This is a genomic window from Kribbella sp. NPDC049584 (assembly GCF_040675555.1).
Classification (GTDB): Bacteria; Actinomycetota; Actinomycetes; order Propionibacteriales; family Kribbellaceae; genus Kribbella.
Genome location: NZ_JBFAPF010000005.1, coordinates 263,623 through 290,441, shown reverse-complemented (window position 1 = coordinate 290,441; position 26,819 = coordinate 263,623). Strand labels below are relative to the sequence as shown.

The window sequence follows — 26,819 nt, the reverse complement described above, 5'->3', positions numbered from 1 at the left end:
CGATCGTGCGCTCATCGTCCTTGAGCACCCGTCAACCATCGATCGACCCCGTAAACGGTTGGTGGGTGCCCAAAGTCAGGGGTCAGGAGGAAGTGACGCGGGTACGGCGGTCGCGGATCGCGGCGACTGCTACGGCGGTGACGACGAGCGCGGCACCGCCGGCGCCGAACCCGGTGACCAGGTTGGCGCGGCTGCTGAGCCGGGCGTCGCACTGCATCGGCGTGATGCCCTTGTCGGGCTGGAAGACCGAGCCGCAGCCGCCACCACCGGCGTGCACCGGCCGGACAGCGAACACCGCCCCGACGATCAGCAGGAGAAGACCCACCGCGCCGAGGACCTTGCTCAGCACCGGCCGTCCTCTCGGGGAGCGGCAGCAAGGATCGACCGCTGTTGCCTGGCCGGATCCCACCTATGCATGCTCACACTCCCTGGCAGCTGTCGACTCATCCGCGAGATTTGATCAAATCTAACGCAGCTAGCAGTCAGCTCTGAAGTTCAGCTCGGCCGCCGTGCGGAATCTTCACCCACTTCTAACGCTCCCGTACCAAGTTGAAACGTGCCGCAGGGCGGACTGGTTCAACCGTCGAGGACAGCGACCAGGGAGCCGCTCGCGCGGCCGTGGGCGACGTCTGCGAGGGCTTGGTCGACCTTGTCGAACGAGACGACCGTCGTATGCGCTCTAACCGGCAGACGGGCCACCAGGCGGAACAGCTCTTCGCCGTCGCGGCGGGTGTTGGAGGTGACGCTGCGAAGGTCGCGCTCGTGAAAGAGATGCCGCTCGTAGTTCAGCACCGGTACGTCGGACAGGTAGATGCCGGCGACCGCCACAGACCCGCCCGGCTTCAGCGCCTCGAGTGCGTGCGGGACCACGTCGCCTGCCGGGGCAAACACGATTGCCGAGTCCAGCGGCACCGGCGGCTGGTCCCCCACATAGGCTGCACCGAGCTCGCGGGCCAGCGCCCGATTCTTCTCGCCACGCGTCACCACGAACAGCTCGGCGCCCTGCGCGATCGCGAGCTGTGCAGTCAGGTGCGCGCTGGACCCGAACCCGTAGATCCCGAGCCGGCCACCAGGTGGCAGGTTGGCGCGAAGCAGCGAGCGGTAGCCGATAATCCCCGCACACAGAAACGGCGCCAGCTCCTCCGCGGGCCGGTCGGCCGGCAACGCATACGCGTAGTCGTCCGGCACCACGGCGTACTCCGCAAATCCGCCATCGGCATCCCAGCCCGTGTACGTCGACCGTGGACAGAGATTCTCGTTACCCCCACGACAGAACTCACACACCCCACACGTCCCCCGCAACCAAGCAATCCCAACCCGATCCCCCACCCCGATCCGCTCACCACCCACGGAGCGGTCACCAGCCGCCAAGCGGCCGCTGGGCCCGGAGCCGTCGCCGGTCGCGGAGCTGTCACCAGTCGCGGAGCTGTCGTCAGTCGCCACGGAATCACCCGTCGCCGAGCGGTCACCGATCGCCGGGCCGTCACCGGTCACGGAGCTGTCGGCCGTGCCTCGGCGGTCCGCTCTGCCTACGGCGACTACCGTTCCGACGGCCTGGTGACCTGGTACGACGCCGGGGCGCTTCGGTGCGAGATCGCCTTCGGTGAGGTGCAGGTCGGTACGGCAGATCCCGCACGCCTCAACCTTGACGAGAACCTCACCGGGTCCCGGCTCCCGCACAGGACGCCGTACCTTGCGGAGCGGACCGCCGTCAATCGGACCGGGACGCTCGACTACCCACGCCTGCATCATCCCTCCATCATGCGACTCGGCCGTCGTGCGACCCGGGCCATCGGGCGAGGCGCGGCGTTCGGGCGACACGCCGTCATGCGCTGTCGGCCATCGAGCCACCGGCCGTCATACGGCGCGGATCACCCGGTCACCCAGCCATTAGGCGACCCGGGCCATCAGGCCAACCGGTCATCAGGCGACCCTGCCATCAGGCGACGCGGCGGAGGGCTCTCGCGGCGTTCGGTGACCTTCGAGCCGGACTCACACACCACGCGACGGCGTCCCAGGCACGACGCCGGCCGGATGTAAGTCGCCGTGCCGCGGATGGATGCGGGTCGTCATACGGCGGATGCCTGTCGTCGTACGGCGGCGGATGCAGGTCGTCGTACGGCGGGCGCGGGTCGTCGTACGGGCGGATGCAGGTCGTCGTACGGGGGGCGCGGGTCGTCGTACGGGCGGATGCAGGTCGTCGTACGGGGGGCGCGGGTCGTCGTACGGGCGGGCGCGGGTCGTCGTACGGCGGGCGCGGGCCGTCGTACGGGCGGGCGCGGGTCGTCGTACGGCGGGCGCGGGCCGTCGTACGGCGGGCGCGGGTCGTCGTACGGGCGGGCGCGGGCCGTCGTACGGCGGGCGCGGGCCGTCGTACGGCGGGCGCGGGTCGTCGTACGGCGCGCGGCGTACGTCAGGCGGCTCCCGGAGATGATGGTGGACGGCGGGCTGTCGTGGATGGTGTCGCGGGTGCGCGCACTGCTCTATACGTCTGACTCGCGCACACTCAGAGCGGCCGATCTCGTGCGGGAGTTGCGGGTGAGGCCGTCGTCGATCTCGGAGGCGGTCGGATGCCTCGAGCGGGTGGGCCACGGTTCATCGTGAGCCCGACCCTGAGCGGCGGCTTCAGCTCTAGGTGATCGCCGAGGACGTCTGGCTGAGAGCTTGGGAGATCAGCGCGCGGACCAACTTCAACTGGGCCGAGACCGCCGCCGGAGGCGTCGACCTGGTCGGGCGCGACACCCGGCGGGCGAGCGGCTCACGCAGATGGCCGAGTTCTTCCAGCGGCTCAGTGCGGACATGCCCGGCGGAGCAGGCTTCCAGGACTGTCTCTCTGTTCTCACCGCTCCGTGGAATGCGACCGGCTGCTGACCCCCGACGAGCTCGCGACCAAGTTGAACCGGCCTATCGAGCGTGTGACGGGTGCGGTCGGATGTGGTGTTAAGGCAGGAGTTTTCGGAGGAGGCGGCGGGTTAGGTGACCGTCGGCGAGGCCTAGTTCTACGAGGTCGTCGAAGATGCCCTGGTCGGCGTTGGCGGCACGGATGCCTGCGTCGAGGATGCGGTCGGAGCGGCTGAGCTGCGCGACGAGTGCGGTGTGTCGCAGGTGCCTGGACAGCAGGCGGGACGTCCGGCGACGGTACGGCGTACCTGCGTCTGAGCTGCCTGCCCTCAGCGCGTCCGCGATCGAGCGGCCCGCGAGCAGCCCGGTTGCGACTGCGTAGTAGATGCCCTCACCGGTCATCGGGTTGATGAGACCGGCCGCGTCGCCGGCGAGCAGCACCGGCCCGCTCCGCGGTCGCCAGGACCAGCCGGCGAGCGGCAGATGATGGCCCCACCACGACTTGCCGCCGTCGGTCGCTCCCGGCAGGAGTGTCTCGAGGTTCTTGAGCAGGTCGGCGCGCGTGGGGCGGGTGCCGGCGAGGAGTTCGCCGTACCCAACATTCGACCAGCCGTCGCCGCGATCGAAGGACCACGCGTACGACGGTTGCCGGCCGGGACCGTACGCGATCACCTGACTCGCCGCCCGCGCCGCCGGCGTCGGGGCATAACCGCGGATCGCGAGCGCGACCGGACCGGGTTTCGTGCCGAGCTCCTGGCGTACGACGGAATGGGCGCCGTCCGCGCCGACCACGAAACGGCCGTGGAGGTCGCCGTCGACCGTGATGGACTGCCGCTGTATCGCGAGACTGCGAACCCGCCGCCGGATCAACTGAGCCCCAGCCGCTTGCGCCGCCTCGACGAGCCGCTGGTCGAACACCATCCTGGGCACCACCCAGGTCGGGCGCGACATCTCCCGATCCACGCCGGCGCTTCCGCGGTTGAGCACGAACCGCCGTACCGGGGTCCAGTCGTCGAGGATCCCCTTGACGCCGACGCCGGCGAGCAGATCGAGTACGTGCGGCGCGATCCCGTCCCCACAGGCCTTGTCCCGCGGAAAGTCGTGCCGGTCGACCAACAGCACCGACAGACTCGGATCCGCCCCCAACGCCCCCAGCGCCGCCGCGGCTCCCGCCGGCCCGGCCCCCACAATCACCAGATCCCACACAACACCAGTCTCGCAGCACCCCCGACGCACCACTCCAGCCCGGGTCCAGCACGCAACTCCCCACACGCCACTTCACCACCGGTCCGGCACGCAACTCCCCACACGCCATGCGAGCCCGGGTCGGGCACACAATCGTCACGCGCCATGCGAGCCCGGATCCAGCACGCAACTCAACACGCGCGACTTCAGCACGGGTCCAGCACGCACTCCCCATGTGCCATGCGAGCCCGGGTCCGGCACGCACTCCCCACAGGCGATGCGCGCCCGGGCCAGCACACAACTCCCGACGCGCCTTGAGCGCGGCTCCGGCACGCACTCCCCGTGCGCCATGCGAGCCGGGATCCAGCGCGCAATTCAACACGCGCGACTTCAGCACGGGTCCAGCACGCACTCCCCATGTGCCATGCGAGCCCGGGTCCGGCACGCACTCCCCACACGTGATGCGGGCCCGGGCCAGCACACAACTCCCCACGCGCCTTGAGGACGGTTCCGGCACACAACTCCTCACGCGCCATGCGAACCCGGATCCAGCAGGCAGACCTGCACACCTCGCATCAGCCGTGGAGTTAGGTGCTGAGCCGCGAGTGCGTGCCGGGGCTGGAGCGTTGAGTGCCCAGGCATGTGGGGCGTTGAGTGCCCGGGACCGGAGGGTTAGGTGCCGGGGCGGCGGCCGGGCTTGTTGCTGCCGCGGGGGGTGCGGCGCGTGCGCGGGGTGCGGGGGGTGATCTGGCCGGAGGCGGTCACCGGGCGGGCCTCGTCAGGGTCGACCACCTTGAGGGGTGGCGGGACGAAGACTGGGATTGTCTCCTCCTCATCCTCCGGGACCACCGGCGGAGGAGGAGGCGGCGGGGCGGGATGGGCGCGCGCGGCGGACTCCTTGCTCACCCGCTGACGCGGTGCCACGAGTGAAACGGTCGGAGCCGGGACGGGACGGCGGCGGTGCGGCAGCTGGGTGCGCAGTTCGATGCCGAGCGCATCGATCAGTTTGCTGCAGGCAACGATCGAGACCGCGACGGCGAGCACCGTGCAGCCGGCGAAGAGAACCGACTGGCCGCCGGCCGCCCAGTTCGACGGGTCGGTGCGGGACATCGCGGCGATCATCGCCACAACGATGGCGTTGGTGATGCCCAGGGCGATCGCCAGACCGACCGTACAAAGAAGTACTCGCCGCTCGAGCCCGACGTCGTCGGCCGCGGCCACGAGTCCCGCGATCAGACCGGCGAGCACCGGCACTGTATAGACGAGTGCCAGCGTGAGGCCGGGACTTGCGACGAGATAGAAGATGTCGAAGACGAGCGCGGTGCCGGTGAGCGCGGCCGCGAAGCACACGACCATCGGCGGGTACGCGCGCAGTACCGTGACCGCGTCCGCGGGCACGGTCTTGAACATGCGCAAGGCCAACAGCAACTACGTATCCCCTCGTCCACCCCCATTGTGCCGCCACTCGACACAGACGGTGAGACTCAACGACCCGCGAGTCTAGAAGTGCTATCGGGGCGTCGACGGGAAGGCCGGCCGTGTCCTATCGCACCAGGCGGTGCGCCGGTCCGTCGCAGCTCTTTGGGACGACGGACCGGCGGCACCTGGTGCCTTTACGACCGGCAGGGCACGGTTGCTGCGGGCAACTCTTACGCCGCGGCCTGGGCCGGGGCGAGTTTGTCCCGCAGGTCGTCGAGGATCCGGCGGAGGACCCGGGATACCTGCATCTGGCTGACGCCGATGTCGTTGCCGATCTCCGACTGCGTCCAGCCTTCGATGAAGCGCAGTTGAAGGATCCGGCGGTCGCGCTCACCGAGATCGGCGAGCACCGGCTCCAGCATCTCGACCGTCTCCAACTGGTCGATACTTGCGTCGTCGTCGTCCGCGACCACGTCGGCCAACGTCAGTTCGGCGTCGGCCTCGGCGGGACGGTCCAGCGACAACACGTTGAAACAGCCCTTCGCCGCGAGCGCCTGCTCGACCTCGGCCACCTCGACCTCGAGGTACTCCGCGATCTCCGCCGGCGTCGGCTCGCGATTCAGCTGCTGCTCCAGCTCCGGCAGCTTGGTGGCGATCGTGCCTTGCATCTCCTGCAGCCGGCGCGGGATCCGGACCGTCCAGGCGCAGTCGCGGAAGTACCGCTTGACCTCGCCGCGGATGGTCGGGATGGCAAACCCGATGAACGGGGTGTCCGCCTCGAGCCGGTAGTGATGGGCTGCTTTCACCAGCCCTAGGTACGCGACCTGCTCCAGGTCGTCCGCCTCGGCGCCTCGCCCGCGGAAACGGCGGGCGATGCCCTGTGCCATTTCCAGATTGAGCTCGACGACCTGTTCGAGAAGTTCCTGCCGTTCGCCTTCATCGGTGCTGGCAGCCCGGCGTTCCATCAGCTCCCGGGTAGCTGCTTCACGTGCGGCCCGATCGGCCGGAGTGGCGCAGCGGGTGGAAACCCGCTCCATGGTGCTCGTAACCATTTGGTATGACCTCGCGACTGTCTCGTCACGGCGTGGCACTTCGCTGAACCACGGTCATGCCTGCAAGAGAAACGTACCCCACCTTCAGGCTTTCATGCACAAACTTCGGAACCGTCACTGATCGCGACCAGACACGCCGTCCAACGAGCGTTTGACCGCGACACGGTTACAGGAAGTAAGGGAGCGGACACATGACCCAAAAGTGTGTACGATGCAGATGCAAGGCCAAATGCACGTGCATATGCCAAGGACGTATGGAAGGTGCAGCTGATGACTGCGATCTACAACGGCATGCCCGGCGACTCGAACAGTGAGCTGATCTGGAAGAAGAGCCAGCGAAGCGGCCCCCAAGGCAACTGCGTCGAGGTAGCGAAGCTGCCGGACGGTGGTGTGGCGATGCGCAACTCGCGCTTCACCCAAGGCCCGGCCCTGGTGTTCACGAAGGCCGAGATCGAGGCGTTCCTCGGCGGCGTTCAGGACGGCGAGTTCGACTATCTCGCCTGAACAACACACAGCGGCAACACCGAAGCAAGGGCCCCTTCGCCAGGCGAGTGACGAAGGGGCCCTTTCGTGCGCCCGAAAGCCGGCTGACTGCTGGAGCAGGGTGGCCGGCGTAACCACGTGACACGGCGGCCGGCGGGCCCTTCGGCGCGGCCTGGACGATCAGCCCGGCACATGGAAACGCCAGGGCCGACTCTCCGGCGAGAGTCAGCCCTGGCGTGTCTGAGGGGCGAGTACGGAACTACTGGACGGTGAGCGGCCAGAGCTGTTCGCTCGGCAGCTCGGATGCTTTCCCGGTGGCCGCATTGTCAACGGTGATTCGCAATCCGGTGAACTTCGGCGTCATCACCCGCTGGTACCGCGACGCGCGGTCCGGCTCGGCGACGTACTCGGCGATCAGGTGGTCGCCCAGCCAGATCCGCACCATCTTCCGTCCTCCTACTGCTCTGTCGGTGGTCATGGAGCCAGGCTCACGATGGGGTCGCCGTCGAGTTGACGAACGCCACGCAACCAGCCCTCGAAGGCCCAACGCTGTTGCTCAGGGCAACGCGCAACCAGATCCTGGATCTCCCGCTCCGTCAGCTCCTCGGGCGCGCGGCCGTCGACGATGCCGGCGGTCTGCTCCACAACTTCACTGTCGTTGTCGTTCATCGACTCGGGTTCCCCAACCAGTCAAGCCAACGGGGGGCCATTGGCGCTCTGTAAGGACCGGCCTGCCGGATCACGCGATGTCACTTTTCGCGAGATCCAGCTCACCTTCTGTGCATGAAGCAATCATGGCGTCGGCACGCGACGAATGCAAGCGCCCGATGCACGTGCATCCGCACGTTTTCCAATTCGAGACCACAAGGGCCCTCCTCCCGCCTGAATCAGGCTGGATCAACCGCTGCCGAACGGCGTTCGACGGCACGTTGCTCGAGTAGTATGTACTGACAAATCGGGGGTGGAGCGGATCGGCTATTCTTACGCTCCGTGATCGCTGCTGCGGATTCGACGCTCTTTTGTAAGAACTTCGGCAGATCAGCGCCTCGCCGTGCGATGATGTGCACTTGCGGGTGAGGTTGCTGTTGATGGAGACCGCTGGGGCCGCTGGGAGGTTGGGGTGACGGAGTCGGGCGCGCAAAGCGGACCGACCGCGCTTCGCGTCATTCTCGGAGCGCACCTTCGCCGCATGCGGGCGGCCGCCGGTATCAGCCGCTCCGACGCCGGCTGGGAGATCCGCTCGTCGGAGTCCAAGATCAGCCGGATGGAGCTGGGCCGCGTCGGCCTGAAGGAACGCGACGTCGGCGACCTGCTCAGTCTCTACGGACTCGACGACGAGGAAGAGCGCGAGCGGCTCCTTCGTCTCGCGCGGGAGGCGAACAACCCTGGCTGGTGGCACCGGTACGGCGACGTGCTGCCGAGCTGGTTCCACTCGTACCTGGACCTCGAGGCCGCCGCGCAGCTGATCCGTGTCTATGAGCTGCAGTTCATTCCCGGCCTGCTGCAGACGCCCGAATACATCCGTGCGGTGGTCCAGCTGGGTCGCGGCATGATCCCGGCCGACGAGGTCGAGCGTCGCGTGACGCTGCGGACCAACCGCCAGGGCGTCCTGACCCGCCCGGAGCCGGTCCGCCTGTGGGCCGTCGTGGACGAAGCAGTCCTCCGGAGGCCGATCGGTGGCGTCAAGAGCATGATCGAGCAGCTCAACCACCTGATCGACGCGTCCCAAATGCCGAACGTCACCCTCCAGGTGATGCCGTTCAGCGTCGGCGGCCACGCAGCCACCGGCGGCGCCTACAGCATCCTCCGTTTCCCGGAGCAGGACCTGCCCGACATGGTCTACATCGAGCACCTCACGAGCGCCCTCTACCTGGACAAGCTCGAAGACCTCGACCAGTACACAGCCACCATGGAAGCCCTCTGCGTCGCAGCCCCACCCCCGAACAAAACCCGCGACATCCTCACCGACATCCGCAAAGACTTCGAACGCTGACACGCGCCAGTCCCAGATTCGCCGGGACTGATCGAGAGCCGCTTGCGCACGTCCGGTCGGCGTGTTGGGCATGGTCGATCCTTCCGATCTGCACGGTGCGGAAAGCGGGACGGGCACGGGCGTCAGGGACCCGGCATGCCCGCCCCGCTGGTCATGAGGTGTGGCCGGTGAAGACCAGTGGATGATCGACGAGTTCCTCGAGGAACTGCTGCCACTCGCGCGGTGCGCCGAGCGGGATGAGGTGTCCGCGATGAGGCACCGCGACTGCGGCCCTGCCCGCGTGTGCCATAGCAGCGTCGATCAGCGCCTGCATGGCTTGGCCGGAATCGTCTTCTTCGACGAAGAGCGGCCCAAGGCGATAGCCGCGCTGCTCCGCCGCATGGAGCGCCGCTTTCCGGACCTCGACGAGATCACGCAGCCGCCGAGCGAGGCGCCCGTGGGCATAGCAGTACAGGATGCGCTGAGTGCCCGACTCCGGACCCGGTGAGCTGCCGGGCCAGAACTCCAGACTCATCGCCGCGATCGCCATGCAACGACCGTACGGACCGGACGAGCCCCGGCACCATACGAATCCAGGCGGCCCGAACGGTTCGCTCAGAGGTCATTCCGAGCACCACTCCGTACCGGAACGCGGCCGAAACGCGAGGTTGTGGATAACTACTGCGTGGTCAGTCCCGCGATCATGGCCGTCGAGTCGCGTGGGCTGAGCGCGATCGCCCGGAGGTGATCGAACACCAGGCCGTAACGGTCGATCTCCGCCTCGGCTTCCAGGAAGATGTCGCCGGCAAGGCTCTCGACGTACACGAGGTCTGGTGCCATGGACCCGAAGGCGAGCCGGACGAACGCACCGGTCATTCCGGGATGAGCTCCGCGGTCGAAGGGGATCACCTGGAGCGTGACGTTCGAGCGCTCGCCCATCTCCAGCAGGCGGCCGAGTTGGGCCCGCATCACAGCCCGGCTGCCGACCTCCCGGCGGAGCGCGGCCTCGTCGATGACTGCCCAGAGCTCGAGCGGCGCTCGTCCCTCCCGCTTTCCGGTCAGGGCGATCTGACGCTCCATCCGCGCCTGCACGTTCCGCTCGATCACGTCAGGCTCCAGCGGCAGGAAATCAGCCACTGTCGCCCTGGCGTACTCCTCCGTCTGCAGGAGTCCCGGGATGTACGACGATTCGTAGTTGTGGACGAGCTTCGCCTCTGACTCGAAGTTGATCTAGGCGGCGTAGTCCTGAGGAATCACATCCTTGAACTGACGCAGCCAGCCGGGCTGCCTCGCTCCCCGGATCATTTCGAGGAGTTCGGCGCGGCGGGGTTGTGGGACGTCGTACAGGTCGAAGAGGGTTTCGAGGGTGCCGGTGTGGGGTTTGGCCTGGCCCTTTTCGATGCGCCAGAGGGTGCCTTGGTTGACGCCGCTCTGTTCCTGGACCTGCTCGCGGGTCAGTTGCGCCTCGGCACGGAGGTTCTTCAGCTCAGTCGCGAGCCGACGAAGCCGAACGGTCGGCGGACCAGCTGGCCTCGGCATTTTCCACAACCTCGCGTTTCCGACCTCACGGATTCGAGATCGCCGCCATTATCACTGGTCGGATTCGCACGGTACAAGCGCCCTCACGGTCCGTCAGCTGTTGTCGGTTAGCCAGGTTAGGAGGGGTTTGGTGGCTTGCCAGTCGATGCGGATCTGGGTGGCTAGTTGGGGGGTGTGGATGATGGGCTCGAAGCCGTAGGACTTGGAGACCGTGAGGGACTTGTGGCGGAGTAGGTCTATGCGGGGGTGGTCCGGGTCGTAGCCTCGGGGGCTGGTCTTCAGTTTGTCGCCGCCTACGGTCCAGCCGGCTCTAGTGAGCTTGGCGAGGATTTTCTCCAGTTGTTTGCCTCGGCGGTCGTCGTCGATGGCGGTGCGGACCCGCGCGAGGCGTTCGGAGGTTGCGTCGTAGAAGCCGGCGGCTACTCGTACGCCGGGCGCGGAGACCTGGACGTACCAGCCCATCGAGGGAGCCAGGTCGATGAACGCGCCCTGGTGGGTCTTGTACGGCGTCTTGTCCTTCGCGAAGCGGACGTCGCGGTACGGGCGGAACAGCTTCGCCGTACCGAACTCCTCCTCGAGCTCCGCGAGCAGCGCGGCCATCGGTGCGCGGACGGACTCCTCGTACACCTGCTTGTGCGCCGTCCAGAACGACTTGGTGTTGTCCATTTCGAGATCGTCGTAGAAATCCAGCGCCGCAGCCGGAAACCCGGTAAAACTCATGCGGCAACGATAGTTCGCCCGACAGAACGGACAGACACCCCCATGCGCGCGATCCAGGTCACCCAGTTCGGCGGTCCCGAGGTCCTCGTCCCGACCGAGCTGGACCCACCGGTCGCCGGACCGGACCAGCTCCTGGTCGAGGTCACCGCCGCCGGAGTGAACTTCGCCGACACCCATCGCACGGACGGCTCCTACCGCGGCGGCGTCAAGCTCCCGTTCGTCCCCGGCGTCGAGATCGTCGGACGCACCGACGCGGGCCGCCGCATCCTCTCCCCCATCTTCGGGACCGGAGGCGGGTACGCCGAATACGCCGTCGCGCCGGTCAACCGCGCGATCGATGTGCCGGACGAGGTCAGCGACGGGCAGGCGCTCGCGCTGCACATCCAAGGATTGACCGCGTGGCATGTACTGAAGAACAGCGCAAAACTGAGCCCGGGCGAGACCGTCCTGGTCAACGCCGCCGCAGGTGGAGTCGGGTCGCTGGCCATCCAGCTCGCGAAGTACTTCGGGGCCAGGCGGGTCATCGCGACAGCGTCGACGCACGCCAAGCGAGAGCTCGCCCGGGAGCTCGGCGCAGACGTTGCCGTTGACAACAACCCTGACGGCTACGTCGAGAGGGTGCTCAAGGCAACCGATGGCGTCGACGTCGTGCTGGACTCGACAGGTGGGGCAACGATGCTGGCCGGACTCGAATGTCTCAACGGATTCGGCCGACTGGTGAACTACGGCAACGCCGGCCGCGAAGGTCGACCGTCCGTCGACCCGAGCGCGCTTGCCCAACGCAACCTTTCGGTCGCCGGCTTCTGGCTGGTGCCGGCGATGGACCTCCCCAACGGGTACGCCGAACCGCTGACCGAGCTGCTCGCACTCACCGCTGCGAAGAAGCTCAGCCCGCTCGTCGGCGCGGAGTACCCGCTCGAAGATGCGCGTCGATCCCACGAGGATCTCCTGGCCCGTCGGACCACCGGCAAGCTGATCCTCAAGCCCTGAAGAACGCCCGGATATCGGCGGCCAGCACGGCGGGCTGTTCAAGAGCAGCGAAATGACCGCCGTGCGGATGACTGGTCCAGCGAACGACGTTGTCGGTCCGAGCGACCTTGTGCCGCAGCGGGATGAAGTTCTCGTGCGCCAGGTCGAGCAGCGCCGTCGGCGTACGCGACGGCTCGGCGGGTTGACCCCAGTACGACGCATGCGCACGCTCGTAATAGATCGCGCCGGCCGATCCCGCGGTCCGGGTGAGCCAGTAGAGCATTACGTTCGTCAGCAGCACATCGCGGTCGATCGGCGTCGCCGGATCCGACCAGGTCGCGAACTTCTCGGCGATCCACGCCAGCTGCCCCACAGGCGAATCGGTCAACGCATAAGCCACCGTCTGCGGTCGCGTCGACTGCAGATCGGCGTACCCCTGCTGCTCCGAGGCGAATGCCTGCTGCCGGCGCCACGACGCCCACGTACGTTCCTGCTCGGCCGGATCGAGCGGCGCAAGCTCCTCCGGCGTCGGCTCGGAGGTCGCACCCGCACCAGGGATCAGATTGAGGTGTACGCCGATCACGCGCGCGGGATCGATCCGCCCGACCTCGCGTGAGATCGCCGCACCCCAGTCGCCGCCCTGTACGCCGTACCGCTCGTAACCAAGCCGGGTCATCAGCGAAGTCCAGGCGCGGGCGACGCGCTTGAACTCCCAGCCGGGCTCCTGCACCGGGCCGGACAGCGTGAACCCCGGGATGGTCGGGATCACCAGGTGGAAGTCGGTCAGCAGCTTCGCGACCTCGGTGAACTCGACGACCGACCCCGGCCACCCGTGGGTGAGAACGAGCGGAACCGCCGACGGATCCGACGACGGAACATGCGCGAAATGGACCTGAGCACCGTCGATCACCGTCGTGTACTGCGGCCACTCTTTCAACCGCGCCTCGGCAGCGCGCCAGTCGTACCCGTCCCGCCAATAGGCGACCAGGTCTTGGAGGTAGGCCAAAGGGACACCGCGGGACCACTCCGCGCCGGGTAGCTCAGCAGGCCAGCGCACCAGGTCGAGGCGCCGGCGGAGGTCGTCCAGCTCGCTCTCCGGCACATCCAGCCGGAACGGTTCGATCGTCACCCTGGCACCCTGCCACAGCGGAGCAGATGGTTTCAGGCGACGACCCTGGCGTGAGCCCGATCCCGGACCACCTTGACCGCCACGGCGGCGATCAGGCAGACCACACCGGCGCTGATCACGATCGTGACCAGCATGCTCGCACCGTTCAGCGCGTTGTCGCAAGCCATCGGTGTGATCCCACCAGCCGGCTGGAACGCCGAGCCGCAGCGGGCGCCGCCGGCCGAGACCGAGCGGAACCCGAGCAGGCCGCCGACGAGCAGCAGCACCACCCCGGCCGCGCCGAGAATCTTGTTCAGCGTGATCACGGTCAGACCGGATCTGCTGGTTGTGGGCATGCCGACGGCACACCCCGTGAGCCCCGTAGCACTTCGTTCACTCCTGACTTCGATGGACCACCCACAATCGAACTTACGGTCAGGCCCGCGATGATCCCCACCCGCGCAGCCGGTCAGGACCGATTCTTCACAGAGTCCTTACTCAGAACATGACCGGCTGTGACGGTGATCTCAGATCAAACGGAAGTCACTGTCACTCGGAGTGTTCTCCCATCGGCCTGCCGCACAGAACTCTTGACAGCCTGCCTCGGAATGCTTACTTTCGGACTAAATTTAGTCCTGAAGGAAGTGGTTCGGTGAGCGGTCAGAGCCCTCGTGGTGGTGAGCTGGTGCCGTCCGGCATCGTGGTGTTGCTCGGCACCCGCGGACCCACGTCCCGGACCGCCATCGCCCGCAGCCTGGACCTCAGCCCGGCGACGGTCACCCAGGTGACGAAGGACCTGATCGCCCGCGGGATCGTCGAGGAGCTCGAGTCCGTCCCGTCGAACGGCGGCCGGCCCGCACGGCTGCTCGGTCTGGTCAGCCAGGCCGGCGTCGCCCTCGGCGCCAAGGTCACCGCCGACCACGTAGCGGTCGTGACGGTCGAGCTCGACGGCACCGTCCGGTCGAGCCGATCGCACGACTTCGAGCCGGGGGCTGTCGACGCGCTCGACCGGCTCGGCCGCATTCTCACCGCGGAGGTCGCGGAGCTCGACGACCAGTTGCTGGGAGTCGGCGTCGGCGTGCCCGGATCGGTCGACTCACAGGCCTCCGGCATCGTCGACGCGCCGACGCTGGGCTGGCGGGCCGCGCAGGTCGGACCGATCCTGCGGGAGGCCGTGGGTACGCCGGTGCTCGTCGACAACGACGTCAACACGCTGGCCGCGGCCGAGCGGCTGTACGGGATCGGCCGCGAGCACTCGTCGTACCTGGTCGTCACGATCGGGCGCGGGATCGGATGCGGGATCGTCGTCGACGGGGCGATCTACCGGGGCGCGAACGGCGGCGCCGGGGAGATCGGCCACATCCCGGTCTGGGCCGACGCGGACCAGCCGGTCTGCACCTGCGGCTCGACCGGGTGCCTCGAGGCCTACATCGGCGCCGACGGGCTGATCCGTACGGCGCGCGAGCGCGGCGTGATCGGCCCGCGCGGAACGCTCGCCGGACTGTTGCGTGCGGCAACAACTGGCGACGGGCCGGCCCGGGCGGTGTACGCCGAGGCGGGCGAATTGCTCGGTCGGGCGCTGGCGGGAGTGATCCACACGGTCGACCCGGAGGTCGTCGTACTGCTCGGTGAAGGGGTGGACGGATGGGAGTTCTGGCAGAGCGGGTTCGAGCCGTCCTTCCGGCGGTCGTTGCTGCCGGCCCGCAAAAACGTGCAGGTGCTGGTCGAGCCGTGGACGGAGGACCAGTGGGCCCGCGGGGCGGCGTCCCTGGTACTGGCGTCACCGTTCGACGCCGCCGGGAACGGGGGCGAGCAGAGCCGTCTGGTCCGCGCCCGGCTGGGAGCCTCGTGAGGGCGAAGAACTTGGGGTGGGTGCTGTTCTTCCTGTTGCCCAGCGCGATACCGCTGGTCGCCTTCACGCTGGTGCCGATGGTGTCCAGCCTGTGGGTCAGCCTGCACAAGTGGAACCTGATCTCACCGATGCAGTGGGTGGGTCTCGACAACTACACCAACCTGCTGACCGACCCGACGACGCGTCAGGTCTTCCTGCACACGCTGATCTACGTGGTCGGCTACCTCCCCCTGGTGTACGCCGGTGGGCTGGCGCTGGCGCTGGTGCTCAACCAGCGCTTGAAGGGCCGCGCCTTCCTCCGAGCGACGTACTTCCTGCCGGTCGTGACGAGTTGGGTGGTCGTGGCGCTGGTCTGGAAATGGTTGCTGAACCCCGCGAACGGACTGGTCAACCAGATCCTCGGATTCTTCGGAGTGCCCGGGCCCGGCTGGTGGACGGACCCGCACTGGGCCTTGCCGGCGGTGATCCTGTCATCGGCCTGGAAGGACCTGGGGTTCGTCATGGTGATCCTGCTCGCCGGGCTGCAGGCCATCCCGTCGGACGTGTACGAAGCCGCGCTGGTGGACGGCGCGAACGCCTGGCAACGGTTCTGGCGGATCACGCTGCCGCTGCTGTCACCGTCGACGTTCTTCGTTGTGGTCATCTCGCTGATCAACGGCTTCCAGGTCTTCGATCAGGTGTACGTGATGACCGGCGGCGGCCCGTCCGGCAGCAGCCAGGTCGTGGTCGGGCACATCTACGACCTGACGTTCCGGTACGGGCGCGCCGGTGAGGCCTCCGCGCTGTCCTGGATCCTGTTCGCCGTGATCCTGCTGATCACCGTGCTCCAGGTCCGCGGCCAGCGGAAGTGGGTGCACTATGCGTAGGTTCTGGCTGTACGCCGCTGTCGTGGTCGGCGCGGCCGCGATGCTCTTCCCGTTCCTGTGGACCGTGATCACCTCGATCACCCCGGACGGCTCCCTGGCCGACGGGCCGACGCTGATCGTGCACAACCCGACCGTGGACGCGTACCGCACCCTGCTCGACGCGATGCCGATCTGGCGGATCCTGGTGAACTCGCTGCTGATCGCGATCGCCTCGACCGGGTTCCAGCTGATCACCGGTTCGATGGCGGCGTACGGGTTCGCGCGGCTGCATTTCCCGCTGAAGAACGTGATCTTCGCCTGCTACCTGGCCACGCTGATGGTGCCGTTGCAGGTGCTCGTCGTACCGCTGTTCATCGAGATGAAGACGCTGAACCTGCAGGACACGTACTTCGCCCTGCTCGCGCCGACGATCGCGTCCGCGTTCGGCGTGTTCCTGCTCCGGCAGGCGGTCAGCGCCGTACCGGCCGAACTGGACGAGGCGGCCACCATCGACGGCGCCGGGCATCTGCGCATCTTCACCACGATCGTGCTGCCGCTGATCCGGCCCGCGCTCGCGACCGTCGCGGTGTTCGCGTTCATGGGCAGCTGGAACAGCTTCCTCTGGCCGCTGGTGGTGATCCGGTCGCCGGAGTTCATGACGCTGCCGCTCGGCCTGTCCACGCTGCAGGGTCAGTTCACCACGCAATGGAACGTCGTGATGGCAGGTTCGGTGGTCTCGATCGTGCCGATCGCCGTCATCTACCTGCTCGCGCAGCGCCACATCATCGCCGGTGTCGCCCATACAGGAATCAAATAGGCCCGGCATCAAGTAGGAGGGGACACATCATGCGTCTACTGAAATTCGCGGCCGTCGGGCTGACGGCCGCGCTCGCGCTGACCGCCTGCGGGCAGGGGTCCGCGACCAAGCAGGCCGCCGCGCCGGCCGGCAAGTCGGTCGTCCGGTACATGAACTTCTCGTCGAACGACGGTCACGAGAAGGACCTGACCGCGATCGTCAACGCGTTCCAGGCAGCCAACCCGGACATCACGGTGCAGGTCGAGACCGTGCCTTACGCGGACTACTTCACCAAGCTGCAGACCGCGGTCGCCGGTGGCACCGCGGCCGACGCGTTCGAGCTGAACTACGAGAACTTCGTGACGTACGCGACGAACGGTTCGCTGGCCGAGCTGAAGAGCGTCGACTCGTCGGTCTACAAGAAGTCGCTGTACGACGCCTTCAACTCCGACGGCAAGCAGTACGGCGTACCCGAGTCGTTCTCGAACGTCGTTCTGTTCTACAACAAGGCGCTGTTCAAGCAGGCCGGGGTGGCCGAGCCGACGGCTGACTGGACCTGGAAGGACGAGCAGGCCGCTGCCGCCAAGCTGACGAACAAGGCGACCAAGGTGTGGGGCGACTACCAGCCGGTGTCGTACAACGAGTTCTACAAGGTGCTGGCGCAGAACGGCGGCACGTTCCTGAACACGGACCGCACCGAGGCGACCTTCAACTCTCCGCAGGGTGTCGAGGCAGCGAAGTTCCTCGTGGACAAGGTCGGCAGGACGATGCCGACCGAGGCGGACGGCGCGGGTACGCCGGACTTCGACACGAAGCTGTTCACGTCCGGGAAGCTCGCGATGTGGCACACCGGGATCTGGATGTTCTCCGCGCTGGCCGGCGCGAAGTTCGACTGGGACGTGGTGGTCGAGCCGGGCAATACGCAGAAGGCGTCGGCGATGTTCGCGAACGGCCTGGTGGTGAACGCGGCATCGAAGAACGCCGATGCCGCGCAGAAGTGGATCACCTATCTCTCCTCGTCCGACGAGACCACGAAGACCCGGCTCGCGTCGTCGTGGGAGCTGCCGCCGATCGCGGACGAGAGCAAGCTGAAGAGCTACCTCGACCAGCCGAAGCCGGCCAACCGCGAGGCAGTCTTCACCGCGCTCGAGCAGCCGGTCCTGCCTCCGGTCGTCGAACGCCAGCAGGAGATGCAGGACACGGTGACGCAAGAACTGACCGCCGCGGCAGCCGGCCGCAAGACGGTCGAGAAAGCACTGGCAGACGCCCAGTCCAAGGTGAACGGCCTCCTGAAGAAGTGATTGCGTCAGGAATCGGGGTTGAAAGACTGCGTGAGCTGGCCGTGTCTAGCCACGCAGTCATCACCCGGCATCAGGATGTCGGTGGGGCGTATCCGGCTGCGCCCGTCTTCTCGGCGTATCGGGGGTATGCGTGGTTGCGGGACGGATCGTTTACCGCCGAGGGGGTCTCGCGGTACGGCGACGTCGCGTCGGCGGATCGGTTTCACGACTGGGTGGACGGCGTACTGCGGGGACGCCGCCGCCAGGTTGACGCGTTGTGTGCGGCGCATGCTCGAGGAGAGCGGCCCGATGACGCCGAGATGCTGCCGACGCGGTTCACGTTCGACGGGGCCGACGGGTCGGAGCCGTGGTGGGACTTCCAGACCGACGGTTACGGGATCTGGTTGTGGTCGGTGGTCAGCCACGCGGCTCGGCACGGGCTGGAGCTGGACCGGTGGCGAGGCGGGATCGACGTCGCGGTCGACTACCTCGTCGCGTTCTGGGACCGTCCTTGCTACGACTGGTGGGAGGAGCACGTCGAACAGCGGCATGTGTCGACGCTCGGCGCGATCCATGGTGGGTTGGTTGCCATCGCGCCGTACACGGACGTCCCCGTTCTGGATGTTGCCGAGCGCATCCGTTCCCTAGTAGTTGCTGAAGGCATCCATGATGGCCACCTGACCAAGTGGCTCGGGACAGAGGCGGTCGACGGATCGTTGCCGGCCTGCGTGGTCCCGTTCGGACTGGTCAACGGTGACGTCGGCGCGGCGACACTGACGGCGGTGGCCGACGACCTCGACGTGGACGGCGGTGTACACCGCTTCACAGCTGACGTTTTCTACGGCGGTGGCCAGTGGATCCTGCTGTCCGCGCTGCTCGGATGGAACTTGGCTGTCGCGGGCGACACGGCCGGCGCGTGGCGGCACCTTCGCTGGATCGCCGCGCAGGCCACGCCGGAGGGCGAGCTTCCTGAGCAGGTTCCCCACCATCTGCTCCACCCCGGGTCCCGGGACGAGTGGATCGCCCGCTGGGGCAGTGTTGCCACTCCCCTGCTCTGGTCCCACGGCATGTACTTGATCCTCGCCGACGAGCTCGGCGTGCTCCCCGAGAAGGTGTGAATGCTCATCCATCGCCCGTACGGCATCGAACACCCGTACGCCAACTCGCCGGACCAGCGCGTGCCGGTACTCCCGCTGGTCGGAGAACAGCTCCGCTTGGGTGTGGTCGCTTCCCCTGATGTCACCGGCGTCGTGTGCGAGTGGGGGTCGCTGACGCTGGACATGTCACCCGCCGAGACCGCGACGGCCGACGCGGCGGCGCTGGCCGGCGGCGAAGGCCACCTCAGCGCGGCACAGGCGACGTCGCTCGGCTCCGACGACAGCTGGTCGGTAGTGACTCCGCCGGTCACCGAACCGGTACGCTACCGGTTCCGCACTGCCGCCGAGACCACGGCGTGGTTCCAGGTCTCACCGGCGCGCTGGACGCACCAAGGCGGTGAGCTGCGCGGCGGCGAGGATCGCGTGACCGACGTCGAGTGGCTGGTGTCGGCGGACGGCGTACATCAGGCGCGGTTCAGGATGCCGTTGCAGCCCGGCGATCACCTGGTCGGATTCGGTGAGCGGTACGACCAGTTGGATCAGCGCGGGAAGCGGCTCGACGCGGTGGTGTTCGAGCAGTACAAGGCGCAGGGCGTGCACGGGCGCACGTACCTGCCGATGCCCTTCGCGCACGTGGTGAACGGCGGCTGGGGATTCCACGTGCGGACGTCGCGCCGGACCTGGTTCACCTCCGACAGTTCCGGCCTCACCGTAGAGGTTGCACTGGGCAATGAACCGGTGGTTGACCTGGGCATCTACCAGGGATCGCCGACCGAGGTGCTGACCGCGTTCCTGGACGAAGTGGGTCGGGCCGAGGAACTGCCGGACTGGATCTTCCGGTTGTGGGCCTCCGGCAACGAGTGGAACACCCAGGACCTGGTGATGGCACGGATGGACACCCATCGGGAGCTGGAGATCCCGGTTGGCGTCGTGGTGATCGAGGCCTGGAGCGACGAGGAGGGCATCACGATCTGGCGTGACGCGCAGTACGCCGTCACATCCGACGGCACCGCCCACAAGGCTGCCGACTTCAGCTACCCGAGCGACGGCGCCTGGCCCGACCCCGCGGCGATGATCGACGAGTTGCACCGTCGGGATATCAAGGTCGTGCTCTGGCAGATCCCGCTCCAGAAGAGCGAGTTCGACACCGGGCAGGTCGCCGCCGACGCCGCCGCGATGGTGCGCGACGGTCACGCAGTACTGGAGGCCGACGGCACGCCGTACCACAACCGCGGATGGTGGTTTCCGAAGGCGCTGATGCCCGACCTCTCCGTGCAGCGCACGCGGGACTGGTGGACCGAGAAGCGCCGCTACCTGATCGAGGACTTCGATGTCGACGGCTTCAAGACCGACGGCGGTGAGCACGCCTGGGGTCACGACCTGCGGTACGCCGACGGCCGCCGCGGAGACGAGGGGAACAACCTCTTCCCGGTGCACTATGCCCGGGCCTTCGGCGACCTGCTGCGGTCGGCGGGCAAGGCGCCGGTGACGTTCTCGCGGGCCGGCTTCACCGGCTCGCAGGCACACGGCATCTTCTGGGCCGGCGACGAGGACTCGACCTGGGAGGCGTTCCGGTCATCGATCACGGCCGGCCTGACCGCCGCGTCGTGCGGCATCGTCTACTGGGGCTGGGATCTGTCCGGCTTCTCCGGGCCGGTGCCGGACGCGGAGCTGTACCTTCGCGCGACCGCGGCGTCGGCCTTCCTGCCGATCATGCAATACCACTCGGAGTTCAACCACCATCAGCGTCCGCTCCGCGACCGGACGCCGTGGCACGTCGCCGAGACCACCGGCGACGACCGCGTCGTACCGATCTTCCGCAGGTACGCCGTACTCCGCGAACAACTCGTCCCGTATCTGGCTGAGCAGGCCGCGCGGACGATCGCCACCGACCGTCCGTTGCTCCGGCCGCTCTTCTTCGACCACGCCGACGACCCGGAGATCTGGGACCATCCGTACCAGTACCTGCTGGGTGACGACCTGCTGGTCAACCCGGTCCTGGAACCTGGCGCCACCACCTGGACGACGTACCTCCCCGAGGGCACCTGGTACGACGCCTGGACCGGTGAGCCCGTCGCCGCCGGACTCGTCACCCGCGACGTGCCGCTCGACGTCGTGCCGGTGTACACGCGGACCGCCGGGGTGAACCTCAGCCGAGGCGCTCTTCCAGGTGCACGGTGATCTCGTCGCCCGGCTCCTTGCCGAGCTGGGTGCGCAGGTCGCCCTTGACGGGCAGTTTGTGCGTCCCGTCACCGAGGGCCATGAAGGAGCTCTCGAACGGGTGGCCGTCCATGGTTCCGCGGACCTTGACCAGACCGCGGGTGCCGAAGTACTCGGCCGAATCGGGCATCTGCACGTAGGTCCAGCCGCCCTTGGCGTCGCTCTTCAGCAGCGGCGCGGTGAAGGTCTTGTCGAGCTTTCCGGTCTTGTTGCTCATGGTGAGCTCCTCTCTACACCCCTAGGTAGAGACTGTGGACAGGCATTCGACATCCAGGGCCAACCTATTCTGGGAAGGTGCAGATGATCATCCGCCGGGCCGGGCGGGACGACGTACCGGCGGTGCTCGCGCTGCTCGACGGGGCCACCGAGTGGCTGGTCGCTCGCGGACAGACCGAGCAGTGGGGTACGGCGCCGCACTCGACCAGCCCGCGCCGGGTCACGCAGATCACCGGGTTCGCCGAGGACGGCGGGCTATGGGTCGGCGTGGAGGAGGGTCGCGTCGTCGGCGCGCTCGCGGTCGGCGCGGCGATGGAGTACGTGCCGCCGGCGACTGAGCCCGAGCTGTACGTTCGGCTCCTGGTCACCGAGCGCGCGTCCGCCGGGCAGAACATCGGCGGGCTACTGCTCGACCATGCTCGCGAGCTGGCGCGGGCTGCCGGCGTGCGCGTGCTGCGGGTCGACTGCTTCGCGGGCGGCGACGGCGCGCTCGTCCGGTATTACGAGTCGCAGGGCTTCACGCAGGACGTCGCGTTCGCCGTACCGCGCGTCAATGGGCCGGACTGGCCGGGTCGGGTGCTTGCGCAGCGGTTGTGATCGACCGATGGACGGCGCCGTGTGAGTCGCTGCAGTGTGCGGAGCGGTCGTCGGCGGTGGCGTGATCGACCTGGAGCGTGGAGTGCGTCAGGTGGTGGCGCTCGGCCAGCACCTGCTCGATCTGGATCCTGATCTGGTGACAGTCCAGGCCCTCGGCAACCATGATGTGCGCGGACGCGGCCGGCTCGCCCGACGTGATCTCCCAGACGTGCAGGTCGTGGACCTCGACGACGCCCTCGATCGCGCACAGCTCGGCGCCGAGCGCCTGCGGGTCGATTGCGTTCGGCGCGGCCTCGAGGAAGATCCGGCCCGAGTCGCGGACCAGTCCGATGCCGGCCTTCAGCATCAGTACGGCGACTACGAGGGCGGCGATCGCGTCCGCCCGGGCGAACCCGGTGAGCAGGACGACGAGACCCGCGATCGCCGTCGCGATGAACGCGAACAGGTCGTTGAGGATGTGCTGGAACGCGCCCTCGACGTTCAGGCTGGACCGGTTCGCCTTGCTGATCAGCCAGGTGGCGAGCAGATTCACCGCGATGCCGACCACACCGGTGATCAGCACCAGCGCACCCTTGACCTCGGGCGGATGGATCATCCGGTTGACGGCCTCGTAGACGAAGTACGCCGCCAGCAGCAGCAACGTGATGCCGTTGGCCTGCGCGGAGAGGATCTCGACCCGCTTGAAGCCGTACGTGAATCCGCCCGCCGGCGGCCTCGCGGCCAGCCGGATCGCGAGCAGCGCGAGCGCGAGGGCGATCGCGTCGGTCAGCATGTGGGCAGCGTCGGTGACGAGGGCCAGCGAACCGGCCGCCAAGCCGACGATCACCTCGGCGACCATGAAGCCAACGATCAGCGCGAGCGCCCCGCCGAGCAGCTTCTTGTCCGCGGCAGCGCTCACCGCGTGACCATGCCCGTGCCCATGCCCGTTGCCCTGTCCGTGGTCCTGTCCATGGTCCTGCTCGTGCCCGTGGCCGGTGCTCATGATTCGGACCGCTCCGGGTGGATGGCGTCGGTGTGCTCGGTGTGTGTGACGGCCAGGTCGACGAGCATCCGGACATGCGCGTCGTCGAGGCGGTAGAACGCGTTCCGGCCGTCCCGCCGTACCGAGACCACGCGGTGCGCCCGGAGCAGGCGCAGGGCATGCGACGTCGCGGACTCGCTCAGCCCGGTGATCGCGGCGAGATCGCAGACGCACAGCTCCCCGTCGAGCAGGGCGACCAGCAGCTTGAGCCGCCGCGGGTCGCCGAGCAGCCCGAAAACGTCCGCGGTGTCGACGATGTCGTCCTCGCCGGGCATCCTGGCGTTGACGCTCGCGACCCGCTCCGGGTCGACCAGCTTGATGTTGCAAGCGTCAATGGCCTGCACATCTGCAGATCTGTTCATATGTCAACGGTAGGCGATCGCCGCCGCCTACCGCAACTAACTCGTGAAAGTGCCCGGCAGGAACAGGGTCGTTGTCTTCCCGGTGACGATGCCGCTCCCCCACTGCAGCGCTCCGGCCCGCCCCGCGCCGTCGTTCTCGTTGAGCGCAAGCGAGATCGCGACCGGCCCGGCCGGTTGAGTCGCGAACCCGAGCGCTGTCCACGGCACCTTCACCTGGTACGACGTGACGCCGTCGGCACGCGTGATCGCGGCCGTCGCGCCGGGTGTGGTCCCGGTCGGGCTGCCGTCCGACGTACCGAACGTATAAACAGCAGGGCCGGTCGGCAGCAGTGCGGCGCCGAGCTCTGTCGCGGTCGCGTTCTCGCCGGGAAGCCCGTTGCTGATCGCGAACTGGAGGCTGTCGCCGCGCCACAGATTCGGAGCGGTTTCGGTCTGCGAGAAGACGTCGTCCGTGACAGCTGCGTTGATGGTCAGACCAGTCGCGTCGTACTGGAAGCTGGCCGAACCGGACAGGTCGGCCGCGCCGCCCCAGGGGCGGGTGAAGGCGATCCAGCTGGCGTCGGTGGCAAGGTTCATCGAGCTTGCCGGAGTCGTTGCTGAGGGCACGATCGGGTCGAACGCCGTGGTGCCCTTCGCGGAGACTTTGTTGCCGTCGGACGTGGTCAGGTCGACGGTGTAGGCGTACGCCTTCCACGGCGCCAGGCCTGGCACCGGGATGCTGATCGTTGCCTTCTGCCCCGGCGCGATCGACTGTCCGGCACCCGCCGTACCGTGCTGGCCGGCGATTGTCCAGCTCAGGTCCTGGATCGTCGCCGACGAGCTGGCTCGCGTATTGGTCAGCTCGACACCGAGACCGGTCGGAGCGGCCGCTGTGAGCTGCGGGACGACCCGGATCTTCGTGGCCGGTTCGACGCTGGTCCAGGCGACCAGGCGAGCGGTCGTCTTGCCGAGCCGGGAGACGGTAGCGACGACGTGTCGCAGACCGAGCGTGTCGCTCGCCGGGACCGGGATCGTGACGGTGGTGTTCCGCCCAGGCACTACCAGCGTCTGCTTGGTCTGACCCGCGACCGTCACGGCTGCCGGACCGGCGTTGTGCACGGAGCCCTTGATCGTCACCGTGACCGCCGTCGGCTCCTGGGAGTTCGACGGGTCGGCCGCGGCGACCGTTGCCTGAGGCGTCGCGGTGACGGCGACACCCGTGGCCGCGCCCTTCACGAAGACCGGATCCTGGTCGACGGTCATGGTGACCACGCCCGCCGTCGGCGTCAGCGTGGTCTTGTGGCCGTACATATCGGTGACCTCGAGCGGGACCGTGGTGTTGAGCTGCACCGAGGACGTGCCGGTTCCGGTTGACCACAGCACGCGGGTGGTCGACGTACCGGAGCCGAAGCGGTACGAGTACAGCGGCGCCGCCAACGTGTCGCGGCCGCTGTAAGCGAGGCCGGTGAGGGCACGGATCGTGGTCGCCTTCGCGACCAGGCCCGGCTTGGGCGCCATGCCGGCGATCGGTCCGGCCGGTGCCTGCAGGAGGCCGAACGTGCTCTCCTTGTCGTCGAGGTTCGTGCCGTCGTTGAGCGCGTCGTACCAGTAGAACTGGCTGACGTTGTTCGCGATCATGATCGCGTCGTTGCGGATCGACTTGCGGGCCTGGTCGAGCATCGAGCCGCCGAAGCTCGGCGCGGTCGGGTAGCCCTCCTCGCTGATCCAGATCGGCTTGCCGGCGCCCCCGTGCGCGTCGGCCTGGGTACGCAGGCTCTGGATCTGGGTGTCCAGATCGCCCTCGGGGCCGGCGAACGTGTAGATGTGTGCGTCGATCGAGTCCACGTAGGCCAGCCCGCCCAGCGACAGGATCTGGTCACGGAACGACGTGTCGCCCTTGTTCGGGCCGATGTCCGCGAGGACGTTCGCGTTCGGGTTGTCGGCATGGGTCTGCTCGTACGCCACCTTCATCAGCTGGACGAAGCACGCACCCGTGATACCGCAGGCGCTGTCGTTGAAGCCGGTCTGGTAGTACTCGTTGTACGTCCCGATGTCGTTGGTCGTGCCTGCGAAATGCTTCAGCCACCAGCTCTGGTAGCGGCCGTACGCCGCGAGGCCTTCCGGAGTGCTCGGCGTGTGACCGCCGTCGTAGAGCGGGTTGCGGTAGCCGGTACCCAGCAGCGGGGTCAGACCGTTCGCCTTGGCATCCGCGATCACCGCGTCCTCCAGCGGATCGACCGCGTAGTTGCCCGGAGAACCGGACTCGATCCGCGGCCACTCGAGGCTTTCCCGGATATGCGAGAAGCCGGCGAGAGCGAGGGTGCGGATCAGGGCGCTGCTGAGGTTGTAGTAGTGGTTCATGTGGGTGTTCACGCCCCACTTGCCCTGCGGGGACTGGATTCCTGCAGGCAGCGGTGGGATGACGGCCAGCGTCGTGCCGACGACGGTGTTGCCCGCGGTCAGACGGAGGTTGTAGAAACCTGGCCCGAGGTTCGCCACGTTGACCGAGCCGTTGATGGTGTTGCCTGAGGCAACGGGAAGGTACTGGTCGTCGGTGATGCTCCAGGCAATCGATGATGCGGTCGAGGTGAGCGTGACGCTGCCGGTTCCCTGCTGGAAGACCAGGCTCTGGTTGGTGACCGTGATACCGGTGGTGTCCGCGAACGAGATGCTCACCGAGCTGATGCAGACCGAGCTGATGACACCACCAGGTGCATTCGCCATCAGCCGGATGTCGGCGCCGTTCGCGCGGTTCTGGAAGTTGACGTTGGACATCCGGAACTGCGTGCTCGCCCACGCACCACTGCCCGGAGAGGTGAACCACGGCAGCGGGGTGAAGGCGGCGCTGACGCTGTCGTACTGCGCTGTCAGCTGCTGGCCCGGGGTGTCGAAGTAGTTGACCGTGAGCACCGCGTCGGTGGCGCCGGCCGGGATCCGGGCCGCGTCGATGTTCAGGTAGATGTACTGGTCCTTGGGGTCGTTGCTCGTCTGCCAGCACGGCACCCCGAGCCGGGTCGACGCGGCGTGCTCGGGAGTCTTGTCCGCGTCGCCGGGCCAGGCGGCGACACCGTCGGCCGCGACCGGGCTGCTGAAGACGATCCCGGGATCACCCGCGGCCTGCGCCGGTACGGCGAGTTGGCCGGCCGCGAGCAACCCGACCGCGAGCACTGCCACGAGCTTCCGAAGCGAACCGAGCATGGGCGGCCTCATTCCGATCTACACGAGTAGGCGAAAGCGCTTTCGCAGATCAGACACCGAATCCGGGC

28 protein-coding genes are annotated in these 26,819 nt (G+C 67.7%); 11 read left to right on the top strand and 17 right to left on the bottom strand.

Annotated features, from left to right (window positions below):
* Positions 1 to 82: 82 nt before the first annotated feature.
* Together AB0J62_RS20255 and AB0J62_RS20250 are read right to left on the bottom strand one after the other, a co-directional pair.
* Complete coding sequence (locus AB0J62_RS20255; RefSeq protein ID WP_363872843.1) at positions 83 to 349, bottom strand: hypothetical protein; 267 nt, start codon at positions 347 to 349, stop codon at positions 83 to 85.
* A 227-nt stretch (positions 350 to 576) separates the two neighbouring features.
* Positions 577 to 1,749 carry a zinc-dependent alcohol dehydrogenase family protein gene (locus AB0J62_RS20250; RefSeq protein WP_363872840.1) on the bottom strand — a complete coding sequence of 391 codons (1,173 nt, stop codon included), beginning with the start codon at positions 1,747 to 1,749 and terminating at the stop codon, positions 577 to 579.
* Between the two features lie 306 nt (positions 1,750 to 2,055).
* Here AB0J62_RS20250 and AB0J62_RS20245 point away from each other — a divergent pair, with 306 nt between their 5' ends.
* Entirely contained in the window at positions 2,056 to 2,604 is a 549-nt protein-coding gene (locus AB0J62_RS20245; RefSeq protein WP_363872837.1) for a hypothetical protein, read from the top strand.
* Positions 2,605 to 2,940: 336 nt separating this feature from the next.
* Here AB0J62_RS20245 and AB0J62_RS20240 read toward each other — a convergent pair whose 3' ends face one another.
* The 3 genes from AB0J62_RS20240 to AB0J62_RS20230 form a co-directional block, all read right to left on the bottom strand.
* Positions 2,941 to 4,047: an NAD(P)/FAD-dependent oxidoreductase gene (locus tag AB0J62_RS20240; RefSeq protein WP_363872834.1), complete on the bottom strand. Its 1,107-nt coding sequence runs from the start codon at positions 4,045 to 4,047 to the stop codon at positions 2,941 to 2,943.
* A gap of 651 nt (positions 4,048 to 4,698) precedes the next feature.
* A complete protein-coding gene (locus tag AB0J62_RS20235) occupies positions 4,699 to 5,436 on the bottom strand; it encodes a hypothetical protein (protein WP_363872831.1) in 738 nt (245 codons plus the stop codon).
* Between the two features lie 239 nt (positions 5,437 to 5,675).
* Positions 5,676 to 6,497, bottom strand: coding sequence for a SigB/SigF/SigG family RNA polymerase sigma factor (locus AB0J62_RS20230; RefSeq protein WP_363872828.1), 822 nt, complete (start codon positions 6,495 to 6,497; stop codon positions 5,676 to 5,678).
* 270 nt (positions 6,498 to 6,767) lie between these two features.
* On the opposite strand from AB0J62_RS20230, the gene AB0J62_RS20225 reads away from it, so the two are divergent.
* The gene (locus AB0J62_RS20225; protein WP_134104684.1) at positions 6,768 to 7,001 is read left to right on the top strand and encodes a DUF397 domain-containing protein; all 234 of its coding nucleotides are present in this window, start codon (positions 6,768 to 6,770) and stop codon (positions 6,999 to 7,001) included.
* A gap of 238 nt (positions 7,002 to 7,239) precedes the next feature.
* Here AB0J62_RS20225 and AB0J62_RS20220 read toward each other — a convergent pair whose 3' ends face one another.
* Positions 7,240 to 7,458, bottom strand: a complete 219-nt coding sequence (locus AB0J62_RS20220; RefSeq protein ID WP_233714578.1) for a hypothetical protein — start codon at positions 7,456 to 7,458, stop codon at positions 7,240 to 7,242.
* Positions 7,455 to 7,649, bottom strand: coding sequence for a hypothetical protein (locus AB0J62_RS20215; RefSeq protein ID WP_363872823.1), 195 nt, complete (start codon positions 7,647 to 7,649; stop codon positions 7,455 to 7,457). The genes AB0J62_RS20220 and AB0J62_RS20215 overlap by 4 nt, the downstream gene beginning before the upstream one ends.
* 451 nt (positions 7,650 to 8,100) lie before the next feature.
* Between AB0J62_RS20215 and AB0J62_RS20210 the strand changes: the two genes are divergently transcribed.
* Entirely contained in the window at positions 8,101 to 8,973 is an 873-nt protein-coding gene (locus AB0J62_RS20210; protein ID WP_363872820.1) for a helix-turn-helix transcriptional regulator, read from the top strand.
* A 151-nt stretch (positions 8,974 to 9,124) separates the two neighbouring features.
* Here AB0J62_RS20210 and AB0J62_RS20205 read toward each other — a convergent pair whose 3' ends face one another.
* The 4 genes from AB0J62_RS20205 to AB0J62_RS20190 all read right to left on the bottom strand — a co-directional run bounded on the left by AB0J62_RS20205 (position 9,125) and on the right by AB0J62_RS20190 (position 11,211).
* On the bottom strand, positions 9,125 to 9,502 hold the full coding sequence (locus AB0J62_RS20205; protein WP_363872817.1) for a hypothetical protein: 378 nt from the start codon (positions 9,500 to 9,502) through the stop codon (positions 9,125 to 9,127).
* 128 nt (positions 9,503 to 9,630) lie between these two features.
* The gene (locus AB0J62_RS20200) at positions 9,631 to 10,182 is read right to left on the bottom strand and encodes a DUF5753 domain-containing protein (RefSeq protein ID WP_363873508.1); all 552 of its coding nucleotides are present in this window, start codon (positions 10,180 to 10,182) and stop codon (positions 9,631 to 9,633) included.
* On the bottom strand, positions 10,183 to 10,491 hold the full coding sequence (locus tag AB0J62_RS20195; protein ID WP_363872814.1) for a helix-turn-helix transcriptional regulator: 309 nt from the start codon (positions 10,489 to 10,491) through the stop codon (positions 10,183 to 10,185).
* A gap of 93 nt (positions 10,492 to 10,584) precedes the next feature.
* The gene (locus AB0J62_RS20190) at positions 10,585 to 11,211 is read right to left on the bottom strand and encodes a DUF2461 domain-containing protein (RefSeq protein WP_363872811.1); all 627 of its coding nucleotides are present in this window, start codon (positions 11,209 to 11,211) and stop codon (positions 10,585 to 10,587) included.
* A gap of 42 nt (positions 11,212 to 11,253) precedes the next feature.
* On the opposite strand from AB0J62_RS20190, the gene AB0J62_RS20185 reads away from it, so the two are divergent.
* A complete protein-coding gene (locus tag AB0J62_RS20185) occupies positions 11,254 to 12,201 on the top strand; it encodes a zinc-binding dehydrogenase (protein WP_363872808.1) in 948 nt (315 codons plus the stop codon).
* Here the strand turns inward: AB0J62_RS20185 and AB0J62_RS20180 are convergent.
* Positions 12,191 to 13,309 carry an epoxide hydrolase family protein gene (locus tag AB0J62_RS20180; RefSeq protein WP_363872805.1) on the bottom strand — a complete coding sequence of 373 codons (1,119 nt, stop codon included), beginning with the start codon at positions 13,307 to 13,309 and terminating at the stop codon, positions 12,191 to 12,193. The two genes, AB0J62_RS20185 and AB0J62_RS20180, sit on opposite strands and share 11 nt — an antisense overlap.
* 32 nt (positions 13,310 to 13,341) lie before the next feature.
* Positions 13,342 to 13,644, bottom strand: coding sequence for a hypothetical protein (locus AB0J62_RS20175; RefSeq protein ID WP_363872802.1), 303 nt, complete (start codon positions 13,642 to 13,644; stop codon positions 13,342 to 13,344).
* A 296-nt stretch (positions 13,645 to 13,940) separates the two neighbouring features.
* On the opposite strand from AB0J62_RS20175, the gene AB0J62_RS20170 reads away from it, so the two are divergent.
* Genes AB0J62_RS20170 through AB0J62_RS20145 form a run of 6 tightly spaced genes read left to right on the top strand, consistent with a single transcriptional unit; the run spans position 13,941 to position 21,339 of the window.
* On the top strand, positions 13,941 to 15,140 hold the full coding sequence (locus tag AB0J62_RS20170) for an ROK family transcriptional regulator (RefSeq protein WP_363872799.1): 1,200 nt from the start codon (positions 13,941 to 13,943) through the stop codon (positions 15,138 to 15,140).
* Positions 15,137 to 16,006, top strand: coding sequence for a sugar ABC transporter permease (locus AB0J62_RS20165; RefSeq protein WP_363872796.1), 870 nt, complete (start codon positions 15,137 to 15,139; stop codon positions 16,004 to 16,006). Before AB0J62_RS20170 ends, AB0J62_RS20165 begins: the two co-directional genes overlap by 4 nt.
* A complete protein-coding gene (locus AB0J62_RS20160; RefSeq protein ID WP_363872793.1) occupies positions 15,999 to 16,802 on the top strand; it encodes a carbohydrate ABC transporter permease in 804 nt (267 codons plus the stop codon). The genes AB0J62_RS20165 and AB0J62_RS20160 overlap by 8 nt, the downstream gene beginning before the upstream one ends.
* 29 nt (positions 16,803 to 16,831) lie before the next feature.
* Positions 16,832 to 18,082 (top strand): sugar ABC transporter substrate-binding protein, encoded by a 1,251-nt coding sequence (locus tag AB0J62_RS20155; RefSeq protein ID WP_363872790.1) that lies wholly within the window; start codon positions 16,832 to 16,834, stop codon positions 18,080 to 18,082.
* Positions 18,083 to 18,123: 41 nt separating this feature from the next.
* Entirely contained in the window at positions 18,124 to 19,179 is a 1,056-nt protein-coding gene (locus AB0J62_RS20150) for a glycoside hydrolase family 15 protein (RefSeq protein WP_363872787.1), read from the top strand.
* Positions 19,180 to 21,339 carry a TIM-barrel domain-containing protein gene (locus tag AB0J62_RS20145; protein ID WP_363872784.1) on the top strand — a complete coding sequence of 720 codons (2,160 nt, stop codon included), beginning with the start codon at positions 19,180 to 19,182 and terminating at the stop codon, positions 21,337 to 21,339.
* On the opposite strand, the gene AB0J62_RS20140 is transcribed toward AB0J62_RS20145, so the two are convergent.
* Positions 21,308 to 21,595, bottom strand: a complete 288-nt coding sequence (locus AB0J62_RS20140) for a DUF1905 domain-containing protein (protein ID WP_363872781.1) — start codon at positions 21,593 to 21,595, stop codon at positions 21,308 to 21,310. The genes AB0J62_RS20145 and AB0J62_RS20140 overlap by 32 nt on opposite strands.
* 83 nt (positions 21,596 to 21,678) lie before the next feature.
* On the opposite strand from AB0J62_RS20140, the gene AB0J62_RS20135 reads away from it, so the two are divergent.
* Positions 21,679 to 22,191 (top strand): GNAT family N-acetyltransferase, encoded by a 513-nt coding sequence (locus AB0J62_RS20135; protein WP_363873505.1) that lies wholly within the window; start codon positions 21,679 to 21,681, stop codon positions 22,189 to 22,191.
* Here AB0J62_RS20135 and AB0J62_RS20130 read toward each other — a convergent pair.
* From AB0J62_RS20130 to AB0J62_RS20120, 3 genes are read right to left on the bottom strand one after another with little or no spacing between them, the layout of a single operon-like run.
* On the bottom strand, positions 22,145 to 23,173 hold the full coding sequence (locus AB0J62_RS20130) for a cation diffusion facilitator family transporter (RefSeq protein ID WP_363872778.1): 1,029 nt from the start codon (positions 23,171 to 23,173) through the stop codon (positions 22,145 to 22,147). The two genes, AB0J62_RS20135 and AB0J62_RS20130, sit on opposite strands and share 47 nt — an antisense overlap.
* Positions 23,170 to 23,574 (bottom strand): metalloregulator ArsR/SmtB family transcription factor, encoded by a 405-nt coding sequence (locus tag AB0J62_RS20125; RefSeq protein WP_134104706.1) that lies wholly within the window; start codon positions 23,572 to 23,574, stop codon positions 23,170 to 23,172. The genes AB0J62_RS20130 and AB0J62_RS20125 overlap by 4 nt, the downstream gene beginning before the upstream one ends.
* A 36-nt stretch (positions 23,575 to 23,610) precedes the next feature.
* Positions 23,611 to 26,751: a sugar-binding protein gene (locus AB0J62_RS20120; protein WP_363872773.1), complete on the bottom strand. Its 3,141-nt coding sequence runs from the start codon at positions 26,749 to 26,751 to the stop codon at positions 23,611 to 23,613.
* Positions 26,752 to 26,819 lie beyond the last annotated feature (68 nt).